Source organism: Phaeodactylibacter xiamenensis, from assembly GCF_000759025.1.
In the GTDB taxonomy this organism is placed as follows: domain Bacteria; phylum Bacteroidota; class Bacteroidia; order Chitinophagales; family Saprospiraceae; genus Phaeodactylibacter; species Phaeodactylibacter xiamenensis.
The window spans coordinates 37,490-61,742 of record NZ_JPOS01000080.1 but is presented as its reverse complement, the minus strand read 5'-3'; the positions used below and the strand labels follow the sequence as shown (position 1 = coordinate 61,742).

The 24,253-nt window shown below is 47.1% G+C and carries 18 protein-coding genes and 2 CRISPR repeat arrays; of the genes, 2 read left to right on the top strand and 16 right to left on the bottom strand.

Features of this window, described 5'->3' with window-relative positions; translation table 11 throughout:
- Positions 1–1,891: 1,891 nt before the first annotated feature.
- Positions 1,892–2,627: a CRISPR direct-repeat array (repeat unit 36 nt; unit sequence GTCGCAGTCCTATCTATTCTGGATGCGCTCTCTGAC).
- 507 nt (positions 2,628–3,134) lie between these two features.
- The 8 genes from cas2 to IX84_RS21325 form a co-directional block, all read right to left on the bottom strand.
- Positions 3,135–3,437: a CRISPR-associated endonuclease Cas2 gene (cas2, locus tag IX84_RS21360; protein WP_044225581.1), complete on the bottom strand. Its 303-nt coding sequence runs from the start codon at positions 3,435–3,437 to the stop codon at positions 3,135–3,137.
- A gap of 14 nt (positions 3,438–3,451) precedes the next feature.
- The gene (locus tag IX84_RS21355; RefSeq protein ID WP_052516271.1) at positions 3,452–4,321 is read right to left on the bottom strand and encodes a PDDEXK nuclease domain-containing protein; all 870 of its coding nucleotides are present in this window, start codon (positions 4,319–4,321) and stop codon (positions 3,452–3,454) included.
- A 72-nt stretch (positions 4,322–4,393) separates the two neighbouring features.
- Complete coding sequence (cas1, locus tag IX84_RS21350) at positions 4,394–5,371, bottom strand: CRISPR-associated endonuclease Cas1 (protein ID WP_044225578.1); 978 nt, start codon at positions 5,369–5,371, stop codon at positions 4,394–4,396.
- Between the two features lie 11 nt (positions 5,372–5,382).
- The gene (locus IX84_RS21345; RefSeq protein WP_044225575.1) at positions 5,383–6,426 is read right to left on the bottom strand and encodes a reverse transcriptase family protein; all 1,044 of its coding nucleotides are present in this window, start codon (positions 6,424–6,426) and stop codon (positions 5,383–5,385) included.
- 55 nt (positions 6,427–6,481) lie between these two features.
- Positions 6,482–6,865, bottom strand: a complete 384-nt coding sequence (locus IX84_RS21340) for a hypothetical protein (RefSeq protein ID WP_044225572.1) — start codon at positions 6,863–6,865, stop codon at positions 6,482–6,484.
- Positions 6,866–6,918: 53 nt separating this feature from the next.
- Positions 6,919–7,536, bottom strand: coding sequence for an RNA polymerase sigma factor (locus tag IX84_RS21335; protein WP_044225569.1), 618 nt, complete (start codon positions 7,534–7,536; stop codon positions 6,919–6,921).
- 212 nt (positions 7,537–7,748) lie between these two features.
- Entirely contained in the window at positions 7,749–8,171 is a 423-nt protein-coding gene (locus IX84_RS21330; RefSeq protein WP_044225566.1) for a hypothetical protein, read from the bottom strand.
- A 38-nt stretch (positions 8,172–8,209) separates the two neighbouring features.
- Positions 8,210–8,554 (bottom strand): hypothetical protein, encoded by a 345-nt coding sequence (locus IX84_RS21325; protein WP_044225565.1) that lies wholly within the window; start codon positions 8,552–8,554, stop codon positions 8,210–8,212.
- A 209-nt stretch (positions 8,555–8,763) separates the two neighbouring features.
- On the opposite strand from IX84_RS21325, the gene IX84_RS21320 reads away from it, so the two are divergent.
- Positions 8,764–9,303 (top strand): hypothetical protein, encoded by a 540-nt coding sequence (locus IX84_RS21320; protein ID WP_044225563.1) that lies wholly within the window; start codon positions 8,764–8,766, stop codon positions 9,301–9,303.
- Positions 9,304–9,366: 63 nt separating this feature from the next.
- Positions 9,367–10,053, top strand: coding sequence for an SPOR domain-containing protein (locus IX84_RS31320; RefSeq protein WP_160213869.1), 687 nt, complete (start codon positions 9,367–9,369; stop codon positions 10,051–10,053).
- A gap of 2,652 nt (positions 10,054–12,705) precedes the next feature.
- Positions 12,706–13,505: a CRISPR direct-repeat array (repeat unit 36 nt; unit sequence GTCGCAGTCCTATCTATTCTGGATGCTCGCTCTGAC).
- A gap of 482 nt (positions 13,506–13,987) precedes the next feature.
- Here the strand turns inward: IX84_RS31320 and IX84_RS21305 are convergent.
- From IX84_RS21305 to IX84_RS21270, 8 genes are all read right to left on the bottom strand, one after another.
- Positions 13,988–14,683 carry a CRISPR-associated endonuclease Cas6 gene (locus tag IX84_RS21305; protein ID WP_044225559.1) on the bottom strand — a complete coding sequence of 232 codons (696 nt, stop codon included), beginning with the start codon at positions 14,681–14,683 and terminating at the stop codon, positions 13,988–13,990.
- 97 nt (positions 14,684–14,780) lie between these two features.
- The gene (locus IX84_RS21300; RefSeq protein ID WP_044225557.1) at positions 14,781–18,329 is read right to left on the bottom strand and encodes an NACHT domain-containing protein; all 3,549 of its coding nucleotides are present in this window, start codon (positions 18,327–18,329) and stop codon (positions 14,781–14,783) included.
- Positions 18,330–18,339: 10 nt separating this feature from the next.
- Complete coding sequence (gene csm5 / locus IX84_RS21295; RefSeq protein WP_044225555.1) at positions 18,340–19,575, bottom strand: type III-A CRISPR-associated RAMP protein Csm5; 1,236 nt, start codon at positions 19,573–19,575, stop codon at positions 18,340–18,342.
- Positions 19,562–20,653 (bottom strand): type III-A CRISPR-associated RAMP protein Csm4, encoded by a 1,092-nt coding sequence (gene csm4, locus IX84_RS21290; RefSeq protein WP_044225552.1) that lies wholly within the window; start codon positions 20,651–20,653, stop codon positions 19,562–19,564. Before csm4 ends, csm5 begins: the two co-directional genes overlap by 14 nt.
- Positions 20,654–20,657: 4 nt before the next feature.
- Positions 20,658–21,512 carry a type III-A CRISPR-associated RAMP protein Csm3 gene (gene csm3 / locus IX84_RS21285; RefSeq protein ID WP_044225549.1) on the bottom strand — a complete coding sequence of 285 codons (855 nt, stop codon included), beginning with the start codon at positions 21,510–21,512 and terminating at the stop codon, positions 20,658–20,660.
- Positions 21,513–21,514: 2 nt separating this feature from the next.
- Positions 21,515–21,913, bottom strand: a complete 399-nt coding sequence (gene csm2, locus IX84_RS21280) for a type III-A CRISPR-associated protein Csm2 (protein WP_044225547.1) — start codon at positions 21,911–21,913, stop codon at positions 21,515–21,517.
- On the bottom strand, positions 21,906–23,705 hold the full coding sequence (gene cas10, locus IX84_RS21275) for a type III-A CRISPR-associated protein Cas10/Csm1 (RefSeq protein ID WP_044225545.1): 1,800 nt from the start codon (positions 23,703–23,705) through the stop codon (positions 21,906–21,908). The genes csm2 and cas10 overlap by 8 nt, the downstream gene beginning before the upstream one ends.
- Positions 23,698–24,081 carry a hypothetical protein gene (locus IX84_RS21270; RefSeq protein WP_052516269.1) on the bottom strand — a complete coding sequence of 128 codons (384 nt, stop codon included), beginning with the start codon at positions 24,079–24,081 and terminating at the stop codon, positions 23,698–23,700. The genes cas10 and IX84_RS21270 overlap by 8 nt, the downstream gene beginning before the upstream one ends.
- Positions 24,082–24,253 lie beyond the last annotated feature (172 nt).

Here is a 24,253-nt window from a genome sequence, read left to right as displayed (position 1 = left end):
TAAGGAGCAGTCAATCACTGTAAGCCCCGTTAGGGGCTATAGGTAGGTAACACAGTAAAGCCGCAGCTTCCCCCGCGCCGTAGGTGCGGAATGTGTATTGTGCAAAGGGATGCCGCTATGCCCATGCCGTATCAGGACGGCGCTTTACGTGACCGGGCGCTTTCCAGGTTAAGCTACGTAACCCATACGGGCCCTACAGGCGCTTCACACTGTTCAGCAACTTCGCTAGGCCGGGACTGGAGCACTCCATCCTATTGCAGCACGAGGTGCTCCAGTGCAACAAAAGTAGTTCATAAAAGCTAAATCGGCTGCCCCAGCCATAGCCATAGCGCCGATTTAGTCCCGGCCCTAGACTTTCTTGGTGAGCCCCAAAGGCGAACCTTAGTAAATCTTAACCGGGATCCTATCTATTCTGGATGCGCTCTTCCCGGTGAAGCTACGTGACCCATGCGGGCCCTTTGGGCGCTTCGTTACACTTCAGCTACTACGCTAAGACCGGGACTTCCGCTGCCTATGCAGTCCCTTAAAGGCGCTCCAGCTGAATCAAGAAAGAAAATACAATTTTAGCTAAATCGGCTACCCTATGGACGAAACAGCGCCGATTTAGTCCCGGTCCTAGACTTACTTGGTGAGCCCATAAGGCGAACCTTAGTAAGTCTTAACCGGGATCGCCCATACGGGCCTTCGCTGCGCTTCGGCAGTCCTATCTATTCTGGATGCGCTCTACCGGAAAAGCTCACGCTTCCCACGGTCCTGCCCAGACATTCATCGTCTGGGATCACTTTTCTTACTGACGAAGCTGCGCTTGTCAGCATCTAGGGATACGGTGTAAGCGGGCATCTGACCAAAAATACATCATCTATCTATAAACCAATTCAAAAGTAAAGCTAAATCGGCAGGATTAGGACAGAAACAGCGCCGATTTAGTCCCGGTCTTAGACTTTCTTGGTGAGCCCTCAAGGCGAACCTTAGTAAGTCTTGAACCGGGATCCTATCTAATCTGGATGCTCTCTTCCCGGTGAAGCTGCGTGACCCATGCGGGCCCTTTGGGCGCTTCGTTACACTTCAGCTACTACGCTAAGACCGGGACTTCCGCTGCCTATGCAGTCCCTTAAAGGCGCTCCAGCTGAATCAAGAAAAAAATACAATTTTAGCTAAATCGGCTACCCTATGGACGAAACAGCGCCGATTTAGTCCCGGTCTTAGACTTTCTTGGTGAGCCCTCAAGGCGAGCCTTCGTAAGTCTTGAACCGGGATCGCCCATACGGGCCTCCGCTGCGCTTCGGCAGTCCTATCTATTCTGGATGCGCTCTACCGGAAAAGCTCACGCTTCCCACGGTCCTGCCCAGACATTCATCGTCTGGGATCACTTTACTTACTGACGAAGCTGCGCTTGTCAGCATCTAGGGATACGGTGTAAGCGGGCATCTGACCAAAAATACATCATCTATCTATACTCCAATACAAGAAGTAAAGCTAAATCGGCAGGATTAGGACAGGAATAGCGCCGATTTAGTCCCGGTCTTAGATGTACTTGAAGTAGCCTGGAACCAGATAGTACATCTTAACCGGGATCGCCCATACGGGCCTTAGATGCGCTTCGGCAGTCCTATCTATTCTGGATGCGCTCTACCGGAAAAGCTCACGCTTCCCACGGTCCTGCCCAGACATTCATCGTCTGGGATCACTTTACTTACTGACGAAGCTGCGCTTGTCAGCATCTAGGGATACGGTGTAAGCGGGCATCTGACCAAAAATACATCATCTATCTATACTCCAATACAAGAAGTAAAGCTAAATCGGCAGGATTAGGACAGAAACAGCGCCGATTTAGTCCCGGTCTTAGATGTACTTGAAGTAGCCTGGAACCAGATAGTACATCTTAACCGGGATCGCAGTCCTATCTATTCTGGATGCGCTCTCTGACTAACAATAATTCATTAACAAAACCAAAACATAGGTGTCGCAGTCCTATCTATTCTGGATGCGCTCTCTGACCCATATCTAAAAAAAATTGATATGGGAAAAGAGTCACAGTCCTATCTATTCTGGATGCGCTCTCTGACTTAAGATGAATCAAATTGCAAACATCCAGAAGTTGTCGCAGTCCTATCTATTCTGGATGCGCTCTCTGACTGAATGGACATTCAAATTCTGGAACGCAGCAACGTCGCAGTCCTATCTATTCTGGATGCGCTCTCTGACCACGCAAGGAATCAGAAGTAGGGCCAACACAAACGTCGCAGTCCTATCTATTCTGGATGCGCTCTCTGACCGAAATGGTTCCCGGGGAAATTGAATCCTTTGGGTCGCAGTCCTATCTATTCTGGATGCGCTCTCTGACTTTTTTATTTCATTCATAAAATCTTTACAGATGAAACGTCGCAGTCCTATCTATTCTGGATGCGCTCTCTGACCAAGATGGGGAGAGATGGAGGTCAGAAGTACACCAGTCGCAGTCCTATCTATTCTGGATGCGCTCTCTGACCCGACACGGTTGCTCCGCTCGTGCCGCCGGCGTCGCAGTCCTATCTATTCTGGATGCGCTCTCTGACTTTTTGTTGGGAAAATTATACCAACGTGACAGGAGTGTCGCAGTCCTATCTATTCTGGATGCGCTCTCTGACCCTGCCCTTCCCAAAAAGCCACTTAACTAGCTGACCTCCAATACACAAAATATTACAACTTTAACACCAATCCGGAGCAATATGCCCATATTTTAACAATGTATAAAGTGTTTTTAGTGTCTCTGGGCTGTCACAAAATGCTGCTTTTTAGTGGAAAGGAGTACACCAAAACTATACAAAACACTGACTAACAGGTCTTTATCCCAAAATGCGCCGAAATTAAAACATAGCCGTTTTTACTATATTCAACTTCTAGTGCATAGCGGTTTTTTATCTGTTTAGCAGTCTGTAAAACAGTATTTTGCAATGTTAATATTATTGTTAGCGATAATGTAATTTTGCAATTTTGGTGTTCCTTGCGTACACTTTGTCATCAAAAAGTGGATGGTTTTGTCCGGTATTTGGACATTGGAATTTGGTATTTCAAAGAACTTGGCTCAACAATATAGGATTTTTAGAGGGCATTCGCAATTTACATTTTTGACTGGCCTACGGACTAATTTGGGCTCACAGTATCAGAGTGCTTTTCTCACCGCTCAGCTCGTCTTTATCGAGGTCATTCCTGCCGTAGATGCGCATGTCCTGTACCTGCCGGGCCAGGATGGGTAAGATGATCAGGCTATCCTGTGGCTGCCCGCGCAACTTCAGAAGTCTGGAGAGCTCGGCTTCGAGGTTGTTCAGGGGCGTTTCTTTGATCAGCCCGAGGTAGACGGATTTGTTGATGCGGTCCAGCCCGCAGGCGATGATCTTACGGGCAAAATTAGCCCGCAGGCTGTTGTTGGTGATATCATAGCAGATCAGGTGCAACATTGATTTAAGTGTCTTTAGGTTTGAAAATAAGATTCCAGTACGGCGGACAGCTCAGCTTCGGAAGGCAGGTGCAGCTGATAGGTCGCTGACCACAATTGCTCGCTTTGGTGGAGCATGGAGTATCGCAGCAGCGTTTGATCCTGTTGCCTGACCAGGAGGAGCCCGATCGTGGGCTTGTCTTCTGACTGCCGGAAGTGCTCATCGAAATAGCGGACGTAGAAATCGAGCTGCCCGATATCCCGATGAGACAGGGCACCCACTTTTAGCTCAATCAGCACGTAGCACTTCAGGTGGGCATGGTAGAAAACGAGGTCTACGTAAAACCGGCGCCCACTGCTCGTCGTAATCCGCTTTTGCCGCCCCACAAATGCAAAGCCTGCTCCGAGCTCCAGCAGGAAAGCCTCAATACGGTGCAGCAAATTCGCTTCCAGCTGTGCCTCCGAAGTGATGCCCGCACCGCCCGCAAACTCCAGGACATAGTGCGGGTTGACGGGTAAGCCGGGGCTGCTGCAACGCTCAAAGTACCTGGCTTTAATCTGCCGGCGCAGCGCTGCCGTACTCCACTGCCCGGCTTCGGCGGCAAGCAGGTAGAACGATCTTCGCGCCGGGTCTGACAGGCGGGCAATGATTACATGGTGCGTAACCGATAAGCGGTGGCTGAGGTCTGATTGATGCGGGAAAGCCCGGAATAGACGGACCATCTGCCTCAGTTGCGCTATCCGGAAGGCATACCCGAGCAGTTGCAGCTCCTCAGAGACTTCCTTCAGCTCTGCGGCGGAATGCTCACTGAGCAGGGCGCCGATCTCCCAGGCCGCATTCGGCAGCAGGCGGCTGCTTTGAGCATAGTTTTTCAGCAGGTGAGCTTCAATTTTTTTGGCCAGCAAGGGACTTGATTTTGGATGAAGAAATAGCGGTGCCTGCTGTTGCCCCCTTATAAAGCATCGGATGGCCCTTCGCTACTCCCCTGCCGTAGCCCGGATACGCTGAGCCAGGCGGGCAGCAAGGAAGTAAATATGGTTTTTGACCGTAGCTTCCTGCTGCAGGTAGGTGACCCGTTGCCGCAGAAAGTCGTTGAATGCGGGGATGAGGAAAGCTTTGCCGTGTTTGTTCAGGAAGAACCCGTACTGGTTTTTCGCAAAGAAGCCCGGCTGCATTTGCCCCTGTACGCAAGCCCTTGACACCACCTGATCGGCCCAGGGCCGGAAGGGCTCTATCATATCAAAAGCCAGGGTAGGTTTCCGGTGTTCATCTGCATGCAGCAGGCCGAGGTGGGGGTCGAGCCCGGCAGCAAAAAGCCCACCTTCCACTACGCTGTAGAGCATGCCATAAGCGTAGTTAATGGCGGCATTAAAGTAGTCCTTCGCCGGGCGCCGGGTACGCTTTTTGAAGCGGAACGCCCTGGGCAATGCACTGCTGACGGCTGGCCAGTACAGGCGTGCAAGCCCGCCTTCCACCCCCATCATCTGCTGCCGCACTTCTTCGAGCAGGGCCCCGCGAAAGTTTTCAAAATTGCGGGACTCCACCTTCATTTTGGCTACTGTTGCTCCAATGCCCGTTGCGACTTTCCGACCTTTAAGGTATTTCAAATGGGCCATCTGAGCCTCCGTTTTCAGCAGGAACAAGTCAATCATCCACTGCGTGGCTTCTGTCGACTCTGCAAAGTGCACCTGTTGACGGCGCAGGGTGGCGATGGACTCGAAGTAAGGGCTCCAGAGCCGTGCCTGTGCTTTGCCGATGTAGTCGAAGAACAAGATGGGTATCCCGTTCCGGATGGCCAGCTGAATGGCACCCGCCGACAACTGGACGTTTGCCGTAATGGCGATGCTGTCCAGCTTGCCCGGGCCAAAGGTACGCCCGCCTTTTTTGCCCTGTATGCGGAAAGCGCCATCCTTGTGCGTCACTATCGTACCGGGCGTATCGAGAACTAATTGCATGATTGGAGGTATTAAAAATTGTAAGGAAATCCCCGCCAGCTGATCGCACCAAACTCTTCCTGAGGCGGGTTGACGGCATTGTAGTAGGCATCTTTAAGCTGATTGTAGCGCTCATGGCGGCGCCCCAGGACAAAGCCGGCAAAGCTTAGCCTGCCGCGCACCTGTTGCTTGAGCTGTTCCACCCAGCGAGTAGCCAGTTGGCCCTGCTCGTTTTGCGCCAGCAGCACGTCACCGAGTTGTCGGATGTCCGTTTCGAGTTGTGCCAGGTAGTTGTCCTCCAAACTGACCTTGTCAGATATGAGCAGCCCGGTGACCACTTTCTGGTCTTTGGGGCCATAGACTTTGATTTTCCGCTTATTGGGCACAAAGCCTTCTTCACGGATGATTCGGATGACGGTATTGACGGTTTCTTCATCAATGTTCCGGTTGGAGGAAAAGCTCATATCATCAGCATAGCGGGTGTATGCCCAGAGCATATCCTCTGCCATGGCTGTAAGGCGGCGGTCCATTTCACGGCAGGCAAAATTGGACAATACCGGTGATGTCGGTGCACCCATCGGGAGGCGGCCGCTGTAGGTGAGCAAATCCGCCAGCAGGTCCGGCAATTGCCGCTTGAAGTTGAAGGGCGGCTTCATAAAGACGTCCAAAACCTCATCCCTGGTTACCGTATGGAAGAAGTCCTGCAGGTCGATGTTGAGCAGGTAAGTTTTGTTGAGGTGCTTCTTGGCGTTTGTAAGAATGTTACGCCGGTCATCATCATTGCGTACGCCTACCACGAAACCATGAGCGGCAGTGGTCTTTTCCAGGTAGTAAATGCTCTGCAGGAAGCGGTTGATGGAGCCCTGTGCTTTCTTGAGTGCAGGAGCAGGCGCTTCAATGAGGCGTTCCCCGCCGTCCTTTTTGGGTACGGTGAAGGTGTTGTAAGCAGGCTGGGCGGCAAGCAGTTGCAGCTTGCGTTTTTCCGTTTTCACGAGCATACTGAACTCCGTTACAGAGCGCAGGCTGCAGAACTGCGTTTTGAGCTGCAGGTGCCGCTGCCGGGTACGTTTATCCATGGCTGTAAAGTTTGGTTTTGTAAGATTTACAGCCTGTTTTGCCGGGGCCCTTTGGTTATTCTTCCTCTTCTTCTTTTAGGATGTTATCCAGCCACAGGCCAAATACCATCTTTTTTTGCCTCATGCTTTCCTCAACGATTACCCAGTTGAAATCGCGCAGCATTTTCTTAAGGACGTATAGCCCGTCGAAAAGATCCTCGGGCACTGCTCTTTGAAGGCCGGTATCTTTAAGCTGAGGCTGCTCAAAAAGATAGGCTCTGATCCGGTTGCGCAGCAACTGCGCTTCGTTGGTGTGCCGCAGCAACTCCGGGGCATGAGCCACAAGCAACTGCCGAAGCAGAGGGACTTCTGCAATATCGCAATGCGGGTTATCGCGAAATAGGGTAAAGAGTGTTTTGGCTACTCCCGGGTTGATTTTGCTTGCTTTTATATTTGTCATGATAGGATTACTTTGAGGGAAAAATGACCAAACCAATGCGTCTAGAGGTGCGCTTATTCCTCTTCGTCAAAAAGTTCGGGATCGCGGGGCCGCTTGCGCCGCCACTTCTTGATATCAATGTTTTTGAACCGGTCCATCCCCGCATCCCCCAGGGCTTTGATTAATTTCTCCCTGGACCGCTTTATGGACACCCCCACTGTATTGATGTTCATACCCAGCTTCTCAGCGATCTCCCTGTACTTAAACCCACGGGAAAACCAGACCATGATATCAAGTTCCCGCCCTTTCAGCACCAGGCCAAGAAAATGCTCGATATGTTCCTGCCAGATATTAGCACAATGGGCATACAATGAAGTTTGCCCCGTACGGAGCGTGCCAATGGCCTGTTCGTTTTGCCGACGGCTTTTGTCCGAGCGCAAAGTGTCACGGAATTCGTTTTTAAGTGCCGAAAACAGGTACCCCGCTCCTCTTTGTTCCAGGTTGTTCCGGAACAAGTCTGGCTTTTTTGCAATTTTGTAAAACAAGTCCATGACCAGATCATCCGGGCTTACCCTATTGCCGCTGCACAACTTAACGGCTGAAAGATAAAGCGGCTCAAAGTAAACCTGCCAGACCTGGCGTACAAACTCCTGGTCATCTGGACTCCACGAAGATTGGAAATCTGAGGACATAACAACTGGATTGAAAAGTTAATAATGATGAGGAGGTACTAAAGGCACCATATATGCTTTTCAGCTCCACTTTTGGAGCAGGTTACAGTTTGTTTTTAAGCCTGTCGTTCTGCACTTTCCAATCGACGCAGAGGCTTAGTGGCTATCGTTTTGTCTCTCTACAATCATAATACGGAGCAGATGGCCGGTTTATTTCAACACTGTGAAAAAAGTCAGGGCCTGCTCCCTTCCACCGGGCCGGAATGCTCCGGGCTGTCTCCTGTCTCTCCCATGGTATCCAGGCTTTTTTTGAAGTACTTTTTTTTAGCGTTCATGAAAGCGTCTATATCATGCAGGGACTGCAACTGCTGCTCTTCCACGATGATTTTCATCCCCTCAAGGGTATCGAGGAGGGCTTCAATGGCCGTTTGGGTAAGGCCCAGTGATTTATGCAGGCGGGCCACCTGCCTGATCTTTCGCCTTAAGGAATCGGAAGAGATATGATGAGGATTAAAAATGTAAGCTTTGATGTGCCCGATCAAATCGGGAGCTTTCCGGACTGCACCCGGGGCCAATGTATTCAGTGCATTGCTTAGCACGCTACTGTCTACGGCATGGTCTTTGCCCGGGGGCCTGTTTGCCAAAATTGCAGTCATGTTTTCTTGTGTTTTCATAATTAGTAAATAGAAAACGTTTAGTGATATTGGTTGATGAATGTATTTAGTGCGTTCATGATATTGTTCAGAGTTGGGTTAGAGATAGGATTATGACGGAGCTGATCAGCAAATTGCAGCGTTATCGAGAAACTTCTTTGGGTAATAAACTGTGGCAGCTCTGAATTTGAATTGGTTTTACCTTTTATGTTTTTTACTGCAACCAGGTAGAGTAGGTTCCAGTTGTCGTCCAGTGCCTTCATGTTGAGCTCTACCAGTTTTTCTGTTAATCGTTCATGTCCCGATTGGGAAGGAGGCTCCTCTTCGGCCTCCCGGTGTTCCTTGTATTTTTTCATACCTTCAAGAAGTGATAAAATGTGATTCATTGACTCCCCTTTTGTGCTGTATCACGGAGCGGGGTTTCCTTTTCTTACATCAGGAGGCTACTTTTTTTAATTTTTCCTATTCCTGTTTCCAGATGCCCTGCGAAATAAGGGTTTTCCTAAGGCAGACATTGTTTGCTTGAGCAGTATTGGAATAAAAAGCCCTTCAGCTCCGTGTTTAATGCGAATCCTGGAAACAAACTAAAGCACCTATGGAAAACATAAGCTTAATCCTGATCATCCTTATCATAGGCGCCGTGATTGGTGCACTGCTCACAGGGAGTAACCAACGGCACTACGACGATTATTACCACAACCGGTATTATCATCCGCCACCAATACCTTATCATGGATACAGAGAGCGGCCGTACGGCAGCGGCATTTTCCTGTTTGTACTCATTGTGGTTAGCCTGTTTGCACTCATACTCTTCTTTGCAGACCGTGACCCTGCCGCCCCAACGGCCCCTGCGGCTCCCGCCAGGTATGGCAATATGGGCACTACACCAGTAAAATCCGCCACGACCACTTTGCGCACTTGTTACCTGGAAATCGGGCGGTACCCGACCTGGGAAAGCGCCAATGATGCACAGCGGAGGCTATCCGTCATACACCAACAAAACCTGGAATTGGTCAGAGGCCAGTCTTCAGGCACCACCTATCACCTCGTCATTGGCCCTTTCCGCGGGCCGGAAGCAGCGGAAGCCCATATGGCCCGTAACGGCTTAAAAGCCAGAGTCGTCTATTTCAATTGACAATGAAAGGCAAGGCAAGCATAGGCAAAACGAATTCTGAAACTGCTTTCTAAACCTATGTTTATGTCCTACTCTATCCTGATAAGGGTTGTACTCCCTTTACTGATTGGCTATTGGATAGCCCGCCGCACCCGCCACCTGATTATGAGCCTGGTACTGCGGCTAATGCCCCTGAAGGTGAGGCTTTCGCAAAAAGCCTTTGCCATGCAGACACGCATCACAATGATCGTTGGCGTAGGCATCATTGCAGCTACCTTACTGGCCTTTAACTACGCCTACGTCAGGGTAGTCCCAATGACCGCGGAAGCCCCCGGTAAAGCAGCGCAGGAATTGGCTCCTTTACCCGCCCCTGCTCAAACCCCGCCAACGCCAAAGCAGCCAGTTATAGAGCCTGCCCCGGAAGCCCCCGCAGCAGCTCCTGAGCTCCGTGAACCCGAGAAAGCTGCCGTTGCCGTACCCAAGCCGCAGCCCTACTTTAACCCGCAGCCACCACCTGTACCGATTGAGACACCCGTGTACCTACAGCTCAGCGCCTTCAGGAACTATGAATCCGCCTGGGCAATGCAGCACCGGGTCGCACCACACTACCGCCGCCCGGTATGGGTAGGTCACCACACTTACGATGCGGTCCCCTACAAAGTGCTGATCGGCCCCTTCCGCAGCCGCCGTGCTGCCATTGAGTTCAAGAAAGCTCAGCGCCTAAAAGCCTTCCCCCGCACCTTGGATGAAATACGCCTCTACCAGAGTTGATAAAGAGTTGCCTGTTTTTGCCTTTCCTTTGAGTTGGCCACCGGAGCTTCTTGTGTGCTCCGGTGGTTTTTTGTGGTGTGCGTTTTCCATGCAGGGCCGCAGCTCACCTTCCGCACCTACGGCGCGGTGGCAGAGCGTTGTCTTGTGGTTACCGACATTTTGCCCCTAGCGGGGCATTGCCGACATAGCTCAATCTAACGCACTGCAGCTGAATCTAGTGCGGTCATCGTGCCCAATGCAAGTAGCAGTCAATCGATGTAAGCCCCGTTAGGGGCTATAGGTAGGTAACACAGTAAAGCCGCAGCTTCCCCGCGCCGTAGGTGCGGAATGTGTATTATGCAAAGGGATGCCGCTACGCCCATACGGTATCAGGCAGGCGCTTTACATGGCCCTACGCTTTCCAGGTTAAGCTCCGTACCCATATGGGGCATACCAGATCTCCCCTCTTCCAATGCGGAGCCTCCAGAGCTGCATACACAAAATGTAATTTCGCAATCAAGCTAAATCGGCAGACCAAGGACAGGAATAGCGCCGATTTAGTCCCGGTCTTAGATGTACTTGAAGTAGCCTGGAACCAGATAGTACATCTTAACCGGGATCGCCCATACGGGCCTTAGCTACGCTTCGGCAGTCCTATCTATTCTGGATACTCGCTCTGACGATATTTCATTACCACATTCACTGTATTACCATGGTCGCAGTCCTACCTATTCTGGATGCTCGCTCTGACTGGCGGTTTTGCGCCCCATCCATGTTGCGAGTAAAGTCGCAGTCCTATCTATTCTGGATGCTCGCTCTGACATGTAGGAAACATTGCCTTATTACTGCCGCTGAGTCGCAGTCCTATCTATTCTGGATCCCGGCAAAGCTACGTAACCCATACGGGCCCTACAGGCGCTTCACACTGTTCAGCTACTCCGCTAGACCGGGACTGGAGCACTCCACGCTATTGCAGCACGAGGTGCTCCAGTGCAACAAAAGCAGCTCATAAAAGCTAAATCGGCAGAACTAGTACAGGCATAGCGCCGATTTAGTCCCGGTCTTAGACTTACTTGGTGAGCTCTAAAAGCGAACCTTAGTAAGTCTTAACCGGGATCCTATCTATTCTGGATGCGCTCTTCCCGGTGAAGCTGCGTGACGCTTCGTTACACTTCAGCTACTACGCTAAGACCGGGACTTCCGCTGCCTATGCAGTCCCTTAAATGCGCTCCAGCTGAATCAAGAAAGAAAATACAATTTTAGCTAAATCGGCTACCCCATGGACGAAACAGCGCCGATTTAGTCCCGGTCTTAGACTTTCTTGGTGAGCCCCAAAGGCGAACCTTAGTAAGTCTTGAACCGGGATCGCCCATACGGGCCTCCGCTGCGCTTCGGCAGTCCTATCTATTCTGGATGCGCTCTCTGACTCCACAAACAACAGGCGTAATTTATGGAGCTTTTGGTCGCAGTCCTATCTATTCTGGATGCTCGCTCTGACGAGAGAAAAATTCTCGAAATCTGTCGAACTCTGTCGCAGTCCTATCTATTCTGGATGCGCTCTACCGGAAAAGCTCACGCTTTACGCGGCATGCCTTTACTTGCGGTGCAAGCAGGCATCTGACCAAAAATATATCATCTATACTCCAATACAAAAAGTAAAGCTAAATCGGCTGCCCCAGCCATAGCCATAGCGCCGATTTAGTCCCGGCCCTAGACTTTCTTGGTGAGCCCCAAAGGCGAACCTTAGTAAATCTTAACCGGGATCCTATCTATTCTGGATGCGCTCTTCCCGGTGAAGCTACGTGACGCTTCGTTACACTTCAGCTACTACGCTAAGACCGGGACTTCCGCTGCCTATGCAGTCCCTTTAAGGCGCTCCAGCTGAATCAAGAAAGAAAATACAATTTTAGCTAAATCGGCTACCCCATGGACGAAACAACGCCGATTTAGTCCCGGTCTTAGACTTTCTTGGTGAGCTCTAAAAGCGAGCCTTAGTAAGTCTTGAACCGGGATCGCCCATACGGGCCTCCGCTGCGCTTCGGCAGTCCTATCTATTCTGGATGCTCGCTCTGACCCTGCACCGCCTCACAAAACCTCCTTAGAGAGAGTATCGCAGTCCTATCTATTCTGGATGCTCGCTCTGACAAGTACCGCGACAAAGCTTTTGGAGAGTGGGAATCGCAGTCCTATCTATTCTGGATGCTCGCTCTGACCCAATTTCTGGAGAGAACACAGGTGTTGCAACGTTGTCGCAGTCCTATCTATTCTGGATGCTCGCTCTGACGCTATTTGCTTATTGACAAATGTATCTTTCGGTCGCAGTCCTATCTATTCTGGATGCGCTCTCTGACTGTGTATGGATACGTGGAAGTAGCTTTAACTGTCGCAGTCCTATCTATTCTGGATGCGCTCTACCGGAAAAGCTCACGCTTCCCACGGTATGCCCTTTCTTACTGACGAAGCTGCGCTTGTCAGTATCTAGGGATGCGGTGTAAGCGGGCATCTGACCAAAAATACATCATCTATCTATAAACCAATTCAAAAGTAAAGCTAAATCGGCAGGATTAGGACAGAAACAGCGCCGATTTAGTCCCGGTCTTAGATGTACTTGAAGTAGCCTGGAACCAGATAGTACATCTTAACCGGGATCGCCCATACGGGCCTTCGCTGCGCTTCGGCAGTCCTATCTATTCTGGATGCTCGCTCTGACCCTTTTTGAAGCCCTTACGGCGGCAGCGGTGCGTCGCAGTCCTATCTATTCTGGATGCTCGCTCTGACAATTTATAAAAGAATGAAAACGTTTTTCAGTATTGTCGCAGTCCTATCTATTCTGGATGCTCGCTCTGACGATATTCAAGAAGCTCAGGAGAACATTGAATGTAGTCGCAGTCCTATCTATTCTGGATGCTCGCTCTGACTTTTCTCAGATAAGTCAAGACTGAGTGATTTGTCGCAGTCCTATCTATTCTGGATGCTCGCTCTGACTTGAAGCTGAGTTCGGTTGGATTGGTCCGCGCGGGTCGCAGTCCTATCTATTCTGGATGCTCGCTCTGACGATAATGTTCAAACTAAAAACAGTCATAAATGACTGTCGCAGTCCTATCTATTCTGGATGCTCGCTCTGACTTTTTTAATAAATTAGACTACACATGAGAGTAGTCGCAGTCCTATCTATTCTGGATGCTCGCTCTGACTCAGGGCAACCCAAAACCCGAGCCTAAAAATTTGTCGCAGTCCTATCTATTCTGGATGCTCGCTCTGACTTAGTATTAGGCAAAAAACTTTCGACTTATGATGTCGCAGTCCTATCTATTCTGGATGCTCGCTCTGACATGGAGTGAGCAGGAAATTCCCTAGAACGCTAAGGTCGCAGTCCTATCTATTCTGGATGCTCGCTCTGACATTGAGGGACTAACCACACCTGCAGATGCACCAACGTCGCAGTCCTATCTATTCTGGATGCTCGCTCTGACCCTGCCCTTCTCAAAAAGCCACTTAACTAACTGACCTCCAATATACAAAACATTATCACTTTAACACCAATCCGGAGAAATATGCCCATATTTTAACAATGTATAAAGTGTTTTTAGTGTCTTTGAGCTGTCACAAAATGCTGCTTTTTAGTGGAAATGAGTACACCAAAACTATACAAAATACTGACTAACAGGTCTTTATCCCAAAATGCGCCGAAATTAAAACATAGCCGTTTTTACTATATTCAACTTCTAGTGCATAGCGGTTTTTTATCTGTGTAGCTGTCTGTAAAACAGTATTTTGCAATGTTAATATTATTGTTAGTGATAATGTAATTTTGCAATTTTGGTGTTCCTTGCGTACACTTTGTCATCAAAAAGTGGATGGTTTTGTCCGGTATTTGGACATTGGAATTTGGTATTTCAAAGAACGTTGGTAAACTAATATAGGCTATTTTACAAGATTAATAAAGGAGAGAGCATTATTCTTCCAGTTCTGACTTAGTACTTGCTCCAATATGTTCTAAGGTACCAAAACCATGACTTACACCTTTACCTAGCCCCACGCCAGAAGGTAGAAAGAGCTGGGTTCTGAATTCGAGTGTAAAAGTGGGAAATACGATATTGTGTAAAGTCATTGGTCGTTGACCTATGAAGTTAGTCAACTGAACATCGAAATACCCTTCAAGACGCCAATTAATACCATTAGCAAATCCCAAGATATGATTAGGTATTAGCTTATTTAGAAATTGAACCTTATCAGTGAGTAATTCCAGTTCCTGCCAATTGGCAAAATTCTTGGAGTTGAACGGAAGATAGTTATGTAATTTGTAATAATGCCATTTTGAGTCTAAATACAATTCATGCGTACGCATATGCATCTGCTGCAGACTAAGCGTGGTCAGAGTATCTTCCCAGCGAAGTTCCCAATCCATATCGATCAAAGCCTCTTGGATCGCAGGTACTGCTTCTTGAAAAGCAACGAAACTTGCACGGCGCTTCCAAGCTCTGTATTGCAATAATGGATACCGATAAATAACACTGCCATCTTTCGCATTATGATTATGGAAATAATCAACGTCCCAGCCGACAAGTTCGCACCAGGCACCACGCCAGCGTGCAATTTCTTTGAATCGGAGGGGGAGTGAAAATTCTGCTTGCAGGTATTGAAGGGTCATGTAGATGGTTTGTCAGCGTCAAAGTATTTTAGGTAGTCTAGCATCTCCCGTAGGCGGGCGTAGACGGAGGAATCGGAGTTGGCGTAGTAACCGTATTTTAGTCGTCTAGCTGTAGTGCGGCACGTTGCCTAATGTGATCTTGAAGTTCTCTTAAGCGAGCGTAAAGGGGGATATAAGAATTGGCAGATACGGTATTTCTTTTGTATTTTTCATTACTTATTTCATTAGAACGACCATTCGTGAAAAGCAGCACGTATCGTTTATTACTTTCAGAAATACTTAGATTGAGAACATCAGAAAGACATTTCTCCCATGGAGTCTTTCCTTCCTCGCTGTTGACTAAATCTTCCTTTTTTGCATAAAACACCAAAATCTTAGCTTCTTTGGGGATACTGTGTGCCGAATCAGCAAAGGAGGAATTAGGAAACAGATTCTTAGGGAAATCATTTTTCTTTATCTCCTCATGCGCTGAGGCTGGAGCTATAACACAAATATGATCGTACATCTTATCGCTAAATGCATACTCAAGCTTGATATCTTCAAAAGATAAATCATCAAGGATGTCTTCAATAGTCGACTTCGTAACTTCCCTAGCTTCTGTATCAAACTCATCTAGCAACTTATAGATTCTGTCAGTATAGCCAGAATTCGGTTTAAGGTACTTGCCCAGGGTTTGCAAGCTCTTCATTATATTCACTTCAAGCTCTGCCTTTACACGCTCCTTGCACTCTGTCAAAACTTGATGTTGTTCCATGCTTTTATCTTCTTGAAAAGTCCAGGTATTGTTTGTTTCGTCTTTGACTAAAAGAAGCTTGGTATTAGTAGTGAACTTCAAAAACTCCCTTTTCCTATTACTTATGTCCTCTCGATCCTTCGATATTTCTCTATCTGGCGCGCGCCACCAACAAGCATTAAAATGAATTTGCTCACTATCATTCGAAATGCTCAAAATAGATTCCTCGGTGAACTCACATTCGTTAAAGGTTACTTTTTTTAGGGTTATGCCCTTGAAGCTACTCTCGCTAGTGAAGTGACAGTTGTTGAACTCGGTCTCTTCAATAACGAAGTCTGAACTTTCGGCACTAAATAGATGTAATTGAAACTGATCAATGCTAGCCTTTCTTATAATTGATTTTCCTGCTATAGTTTTCAACTCAAGGGTATAATGTTTTTGGGTGTCGTCATTGAGCTGGTCGACAACGTCACGAGTATTTTTTAAATCTATTGTACAGTCTAGAAGACCAATTTTGGCATTAGATAGTATCAGTTTTATAGTTTTATTCTGAGCTTCTATATCAGACCACTGAGTGATTAAAAACCTTTTAGCTTCTGTGCTCAACAATTTTAAGCTCAAACTAGAGTCGACAATTTTAACTTCTTCAACCTCGTAGTCTTTTGATATAGGTACTCTACGCCTACTGCTTTTCCCCGAAAAACTCCTACGTATTTCTTTACCAATAGAAACTGCACCCTTATTAGCAGATTCTATTGTCAAAGATTTTCCATGTTTCCAGCTCTCAACATCAAATTGAAATTCGTCCAATTCAGGATTAATCAGTTTGAGTACTTGCAATCTCAATAAAGACGGTGGTGTGTCTTTGCCTAGTTCCACAAAGTAGAAAGGAACCTCTGTTTCCTTCAAAGCATCCTTCATATCTATCAGCCATATCGTAGTATCATCGATGTATCGGCCGAGTCGTCTGAAATTGATATCCTCTACGTTTATATTCGCGCAAATGAGGTTATATACCTCGATAAAAATATGTACTACCCTAATCTGCCCATAAATATTGCTATGTGGAGAGTCACTTAGTTTAAGCCTACCTTCTTTTAATTTTGCGTAAAATTTGAAAAACCGACTGATAAAGTTTTTCACTGTATTTTCTTGTGAGAAAGATTTGAATCTATATTCCAAATACACTGTCAACTCCTCCTTTGTATCCTCTTTTTCTAATAGTTCATGAATAATTTGAACGGCCTTATCAAAATCGCCACTTGTCCATGAATCATCGTCACTTATAAACATTTCCGATAAAAACTTCATTGCAAGAGCCTCCTTAAAAGAGTCATGTACGAAATACAAGTCTACAGTAAAACAGGAAATCTTCTTTAAAAGTCTCCTTATATCTTCAGGAATCGAGGGCTGTTCTATTAGCCCCATACTTGCAATAGCTAAATCCATTGGGGCTTTTTCAATTTCACTACATATGCTTTCTTTAGGTAGCTTTTCTATTTCTATAGCCTTATCAACCATCAGTTCTATGGTATCATTAATTAAGGCAATTTTGTTTTGCTTTTCAGGCATATTACTAGACTCCCCCCTGATCTCTATCAAGTCGACATACATGGGGGACGTAGCTAGTTTTATTATTTCCTCTTCATAGCGAGTTTTCGGGCTTTGGTTTTCTATATATTCAAGTTCTGGACAAACTTCACCCCGCTTTTCCCGGACTTTCTCTACGTATTTCTTCAGTTCATCAGGCAAATACCCATTTATCTCTAGCACCTGTACATTATCCTTATTCTTTAAACTCCTCTTGTCTAGTCCGTGCTTCCGGCAAGTGGTAATTAGAAACAATTGTGGGTGCTCTTCAATTATTACTTCGAGTAGCTGATTCCAAACATTTACCTGCGCCTCACCATGAAATACCTCAAAAACGCTATCTATGAGCAAATAAATTCGTCGTGATTTCAACCGACTACTGAGCTCTATTTCATATTTACCGAATAGGGCTTTCCAATCGCACACCTTACCAGAGAAGCCTCCTATATCGTTCGGTTTAATAATAAATATATTGCTTTGACCAGATACCTCTTCTTGCAGCTGCATAAATAATCTTTCCAATAAAACGGATTTCCCCATACCTCTATCAGCTTCCAAAATACTCAAACGGTACTCATGATCACTCCCAAGAAATAACGGTAAAAGATTATTTGCGTTTGACTCTACAAATCCACCTGTATTGTAAATACGAATTTCAGAAGGCACTTCAATCTCAGAGAGAAGGATGTTTGCTCCTTCTTTATCGGATAGAATGGATGTTCTAGCCTTAAACTGGTTTACTTTCTTTAAGCTCTCTGCATAATAGTTTTTCTCATCATTGACATGAATATCGAGGCTTTCATTTCTAAATACATCAAGGGTTTCAGGGGCTTTCTGTATTTGGTGACTATAAATCGCAGAAAACATTCTTGCAAAATCAAGCCAACCATGCTCAAATGTAATACCATAATGAGCGCAGGTGTCGCTCAATATAATATACGCCTGCACACAAAATTTAGAAGAGCCAGGATACCTTAAATCTGATTTTGTTACAGTTATTACCTCATCTGATTGGCGCATTTCGGTATTCCACTCAATCAGACTCTCCTCTCTAAGCTTCTTACGAGCATCAGGTTCAATTTCGTCTTGGAATAAAGATTGAATAGTGGCTTTAAAAGTCCTAAACAATACATCCTTTATCTCAGCAGAAATATCTTTTTCGATATTCACTAGTTTAGGTATATGTGCAACAGTACCTACAACTGTCGGATCTAGCAAAGATCGTACGCCACCTATAACCAACTCTTTAAAAGGTCCTGCCTCAATCTTGCATAGCTCATCAGATAGCTCTATTTCATATCCATCTTGGAATGTAGTCGCCATAGGATTGAATTTAGCTCACCTTAATCTTAACCCACCCAAACACCTCCCCACCCGGGCCCAGCGTACGCGTAACCGGAAAAAGGTCATGATCCTCCCGCACCCCAAAGAGCGCCTCCCGCAGTATACGGAAATAATATTCCCGTTCCCGTTCTTTTTCATCCCCGTAGATCAATGCCAGCAACAGACTGTTGTCATAGACCGTTTTGCCGCCGCCCAGGCGCAAGAGGATGGTATCAGACTCCTTTAATATAGGCTTTAAGTTTTCTTCGTAAAAGCGGATGAGAAGTTCCGCTCCTTCCTTAAACTGTCCACCTTCATGAAGCGCCATGCCCAGCTGGTAAATCTCATTGTCTATGGCATCTTCCGCCAGATAATTAATATCGTTTATGAATTGCTCCTTATTACTCAAATACCTTAAGTCCGGGTTGGCAAAGGGTAAGAGTAGGTTGAGTTCTCCGCTAAAGGTGGTGCCTGGCAAAATCGCCTGACGTGGTTGTGGGATGCTGTTTTGATTACGGTTGTTATAACGGCTTCGTTGTGGTATTAGCCGATGACGCTGTGCTAAGTATACGCCTACCTCCTCTTGGGCTACAGGTGTACAGTCGCGTACCCGGATACGGCGCGCATCGGAGCTGGTGATACGACCAAAGAGTTCCTCTTCGGGAAAGATATTGCGCAGGATGCGGTTTTCTTCGCGCCGTATATCCCGCATTCCATGACGGTCATTACGTCGCAATTGACGCTTCCGGCTGTTAGTGGCTTGCAAGCGCTCTATTTCGCGAAAGCTCTTCTTGAGTACCCTGCTTCCCTTCTTGCACAGCCAATGGTACAAAATAGCTGTACGCAAGGCCCCTTTCAGGCTGCTTCCAGGAACATAGGCCTGCCCCTTGCTGCTAATGGTAGGGGCAATGGGCAAACGCATATCGGATTCAAGACCATGATTCTCGTGGGCATAGGCACTGAAATCGCCACCGTCCAAATGTTTACTGATGAAAGTGCCGATACTCTCCTTAGCGCGATTGTTGTCAAACTCGCTGACGATGTCAAGATATTCATCCAATAGTCCCTTTTTCTGCACTGCAGCCATTAACTTCTGCTCATCTATATAGCATACCTTATCGCCATCCACATAATAATCGGTATAGGGCGAGCGCTCAAGTAAGTCTTGCGTACCGATGTGCAAAGGAGAAATAGCCTGTATTTCCAGTTGATATGAGATTGTATTTTCAGTTTTATTGCTGGACATAGGGCATCAGGTTTTGCGGTAAAGAAATGCTGAAGTGCCGCCCCAGTCGATAAAAAGGATGGGGTGTTTCATCGTAAGGGTTAATATTGACAACCCGCCCATCAAGGGCTTTTTGACTGATGGCTCCTTCCAGAATCATCCGAATCCGATTAAGGTAGACCTCATTCTCACCAGCCACTGTGATACGCCGGCCTCCGCGAATGATCGTCTCGTAGCTCAAGCATTCGCCTAGTTCAGCCACACTCTCCGGATTTAAAAGGGCTAAACTCATTTGTAGGGCTGTTGGCTCGGTTGGCAGCTCATTCAAATCCGTTCGCCATTCTATTTCTGTCAACTGCCCGCAGCCCACACGTCGTTCACCTCCAATACCTTGATCTATCAACAATTGCATCACGGTACGGAAAAAAGCGGCCAAACGCTCGTCTTCCGGCATCTGAGCCAACATGTAATAATGTACCCTACAGTTTTCGTCCCAATAGCCCAACTGCACGGCAGCCTGCCCAAAAAAGCCTTGCTGTTGATCGGCAGCATGAACCCGGACCTTGGGTAGATTGACAACCTCGTAAAGTTTGGTACGAGCGTGGCGATATACTTCTGGTATCTTTAGCGCTTCCGTTTGGGTAACCACAAATTTGCCATCCAAAATCAGACATTTATCAGGGTCGAACCAGTCATTGGGCGTAAAATCAGACTCCCATACACCTTTGGATAAAAACTTTACTTTGCCAAATTCTTTGCGCCGGCTGGTATCTAAGCTTTGAGCTATTTGTGTGCTGCTGTTTTGCCTCGATTCATTGGAAATGGCCGGTTTAGGCAAAAACCAGATATAGTTGGAATCGGATACTTGCCAGCAAAAGTTGGCGGAAGAAATACCAACTTCCCCTTCCTTAAAGGCATCAATTAGATCATCCAACATAGCCGTATCCGGGAATACAGCCGCCGTATTGATGATAGCAGAAAACAAAGTATCTGAATGGGCTAAGACAGCCGTATCACTCAATGCCATATTCTCACCAAGCCCTACCTGCCCAAAATGAAAACGCGCCCGGCGGGGGCAGCGCAAAAGTATGGTCTGCATAGACTTAGTTTTGTGTAGATAATGCCACGAATTGTTCCGATATTTCTGCCAACTCGCCATCTAGAGCAACAGGGCCGTAGTTTAGCCCATTCAGTTCCTTATAGATAAGTGACTCAACTTCAAAAGCGATCTTGCCATAGCCTCGGCTACCGTGACCACCGAGATAGTCATCCTGTAGCATTTCCATGGCCATGCATACCGCTTTCAGGTATTGGTTGCGGGCTGGCCCTTCCGTGCTTAGCTCAAGCTTTTCACCCTCTTTAGCGGAATATGGCTCCATATCATCCTCATACACGTCCATGATCAGCTCAAAATCAAACTTGGCTTCAGCCGGTACGCGCTCCAGCTGACGGGGATGCTGAGCAACGCCTCGGCGACGGTCTATGCTGTTTTCAAACTTTACATCGGTATAGGGAAAGTCCATTTCACTGTATTTCTCCTGATTGGGAGAGTTTTCTAGATCAAGCAGACAGTCTCTTACGATCAGGCGGGTAGGCTGTAATGGTTCTTCTCCTTGCCCATCTTCATTGGCGGCTATACCGAAGAGATTAGTCAGGTAGCGGATGTCTTGGTCCGTATGTATATTTTCATCATCAGCAGGGCGGCGTTCTGCCTGCAGGGTCCCTTCCAACCGGGCCAGCATAGAACGCAGCTTGCCTTTGAGCGAGGATCCCGGAATAAACGGTTCTCCGTGATGGTTTTTGATTACATTGAGGTCTACCCCTCCAATGTCTATACCGTCTTTTGACCCGCCGATGTGCAAAGCTGTAACGGCTACAATCTTTCCTTTGATGATGATCTTACCTTTCAGGGGAGGTAAGCTTTTGCTGTCTTTTTTTCTTTTATCGTTCTCACTCATAGTTAGCGGGTTTTGACGTTTTCGTAATATTTGTGATAGGCCAGAATAGCTTCAAAAAACTGTTTCAACTGCTTAAGCTCAGCCTTTTGAGCGGTCACTTCCTGCACCATTTCATCCAGCAGCTTAAGCAGAGCATGGAAGCCTTTACTACGGCGATCGGATTTGCCCCTGATAAAGGCGAGTTGTACCCGTAACATCGCTAATTGGGACTCGTCTTGTTTGCCTTCATTAGCGCGAATGCGGGCATACACATTCCGCAACTGATTGGCAGTAACAAAACGAGCATTGCGCTCCATAAACAATTTGACTGCTTCCACAGTATTCTCATTCATTTGGAGCAGCTTGCTTGCAGCCCCTTCATCAAAGGTGTTGTCCTTTGGGTTATATAGTGATTTACTCATCGGAAGAAAGTTTTATCGTACGGGTTGAGAATTCCGCCAGCCGAGCTGCCAGCGGGTAAGTCATGTGTGTGTTGCCTCCGTTATTCTTGTATACTTTCAACAAAGCAGGAGCATAAGCTTTGACCAATTCATCTACCGTTTTGAAGGTGCCTGAACTCGTGTTACGCATCCGTCCCAGAAAATGATAGAGGTGCCACTCTTCTGGAAACTTATCTTGTTTATATTGCAATGCACTGGGATGCGGCATTTCTTGAAATCCTGCACTGCTGTGCTGAATGCGGTAAAACAAACTTCGGTTGCATCGTTTACTGCTAATCAGCCCTGCTAACCTATCCCTCCATGTTTGACAATTGCGATAATCCTCCCATGACAGCGCCTCATTGAACAAACAAATACGGTGCTTACCGTTGCTAAGTTTACCCGCTTCGTCCTTACGTTCTTTTTCGTAATCCTTTGCCGTGTCAATGGCTTCATTGGCTGCCCTGGCAAATAAGATGGTCGGATGCTTAGGCCCTACGAGCTCTACGCCGGCGGATAAGGTTACCTTCCTGTCGGACAAGAATTCGGTACGTTTATGCTGCTTAAGTTCCAAAACAAACTGCTGAAATTCGGACTCGATTCGGTCAGCAAAGGCCAATATTGTATCCCAGCCTCCTAACACAAAGCAATCGTCACCGCCGGCAAAGACAACGTACAAGTTTTGCGAGTATGGCTTTTTTTGAGGGTTTCCTTTGGTTTGATACTTCCCATCGCTACCCCGAGCATGGCAGTTATATTCAAACGCTTCATTCCAAATTTCACAGAATCGCTCCTCGAAGAACCATTTGAATGCTTTGGACAAATAAGTCATTGCCTGCGCATCAGGCAAATCACCGAAGACCATACCTAGATTGTCGACATCCATCTTTAGTATGCCCAGCTTGGGGGTGCCAGTACGCTTTCCTGCCAAGGCGGCTAAGACTGAAAATTCTAGTATTTGACCTGCTTCCACCGTTCTTTCAGGTGTACCGTCCCGTTTCGCTTGCCTCTTGTATTCTTTATTTATACGCTCTTTTAGGCGGCCGTCATCTAACAAATCATTATCCCAAGTGGGCAGGTTAACCAGAATGCTTTTGTCCAGCTTTTTGTCTTCAGTGGGGTTCCGTACTATTTTTAATTGGAAATCGCCTAAGCGGATCACCCCATCAGCACCTAGCAAGTCCTGCTGGGAACCGTCTGCCGTTTCAATTGTATACCCCTTATGTTTTACTAGCTGTTTGGTGAGTACATGCCATTTGTCCTCTTGGTTCTTTTCTTCTCTATCGGGAAGGTCCCGAGGCAACTCAAAGGAGTGGAAAGCTTCATGCTGCCCCTGATATTTACGCTGTTTATCTTTGGCAGACTGTTGCTCCAGCGCTCGTTTACAGTTCCTAAAATCCTTGGCAGCATAAGATACAGTGCTGATGCAAATATATAAGGAATAAGGCGTGAGCACATCATTCAGCCGGCCTTCCATGCCGTCTAGTAGCGCTTCCTCCTCATTAACCAACATATACACATTGCCCCCCCCATTGTAAATGGTATAGCAATCATCATTAACCGCTTGCTTAATATTCTCCTCCGCCAGCCAACCCAATGCCTGTACCAGAAAGGAGCGCCCTTTAAGGGTACGTGCGGCTTTATCCGACTGCACATGGAAGATATAGTCCTGAATACCTGAAATATCTATCTTAAGAAAGGTAGAGTAGTCTTTTTCGGGTAGTTTGATGTCTTCAAACAGCATATCAAGCTGCTCTGAATAGGATTCATTCATGTTCAGTATTTGCTGTGGTAATAGTCCTAAAATAATTTATCTTATTTGTTTTGCCCTTCACCCTAAGGTCCGCCACAGACGCCTGATAGTCCCGCCCGGCAAAGTTGAGCTGCCAGTCCGGGTTGGAAAAGAAGTGCTGTGCCTCGTTGACCCCTTCATCAATGAAAAGGATGGCCGGTCGCCGCCGTTGCCGCTTGTATTGCACAAGCGGATAGCGGTAATGGTAAAGGCGCTCCGCTTCAGGATCGTTATTGTGGTTGTGGTAAAGCTCCCGTTCGTACCCCACCTTTTCGATAACGGCACCGCGGAAGGCGGCGGTCTCGTGGGGCGCAATTTCGGTATCAAAAGCAACGCTGATGAGGCGTATTTGCTGCATGGGGTTGGTTTTTGTGGTTACAAAGCGACTCATCAGAGTCCTACTTTATTCAGGCTGTTGTTTTGGCTCGTTGTGTTACAGGTGCAGAAGTGCGGCTAAAATAGCGTAGCAATGTTGCCAATATATAGAAAACTATTGGATTACAGAAAATATTATGTTAGGAAGCAAAAAA